We start from the raw sequence: 728 nt of genomic DNA, 5'->3' as shown, positions 1-728 counted from the left end.
CCTTGGCGTGGACGTCACTCCGCGTCTGAAGACGCTGAAGGTGGCGGAGCCGCCGAAGCGTGCGGCCGGCGTGAAGGTGCCGGACGTGAAGACGCTGGTCGAGAAGCTGAAGACCGAAGCCAAGGTGCTCTAAGGACGGAGGAACGATGACGATACTGGTAATTGCCGAACACGCCCTCTCGAAGGATGCCTCCGCTGAGGGCAGCACGTCGATCAAGGCCGCGACGTTGAATACCGTGGTGGCGGCACGCGCCATTGCCGCGTTCGGCGGCGGTGACATTCACGTGCTGGTCGCGGGCCACAACGCGCAGGGCGCGGCCGATGCAGCGGCGAAGATCGCCGGCGTGTCGAAAGTCCTGCTGGCCGACGCACCGCAACTGGCCGCAGGCCTCGCGGAAAACGTCGAGGCAACCGCGCTGAACATCGCGAAGGACTATTCGCACATCCTGGCGCCGGCAACCGCCTACGGCAAGAACATCGCGCCGCGTATTGCCGCGAAGCTGGACGTTGCGCAGATCTCGGACATCACGGCGGTCGATTCGGCCGACACGTTCGAACGCCCGATCTATGCGGGCAACGCGATCGCGACGGTGCAATCTTCCGATCCGATCAAGGTGATCACGGTGCGTTCGACGGGCTTTGACCCGGTTGCAGCGGAAGGCGGCAGCGCAGCGGTCGAGAAGATCGAAGCGGCAGCCGACGCCGGAGTCTCGCAATTCGTGAGCCGC

The 728-nt window shown here is 65.1% G+C and carries 2 pseudogenes; both read left to right on the top strand.

Annotated elements, in window-relative coordinates:
- A pseudogene (locus tag ACV229_RS40585) lies at positions 1-133 on the top strand (electron transfer flavoprotein subunit beta/FixA family protein); the annotation flags it as partial.
- Positions 134-146: 13 nt separating this feature from the next.
- Positions 147-728 (top strand): annotated as a pseudogene (locus tag ACV229_RS40580) (electron transfer flavoprotein subunit alpha/FixB family protein); the annotation flags it as partial.

The organism is Burkholderia sp. MR1-5-21, assembly GCF_053427715.1.
This window is presented reverse-complemented; position numbering and strand designations above follow the sequence as displayed.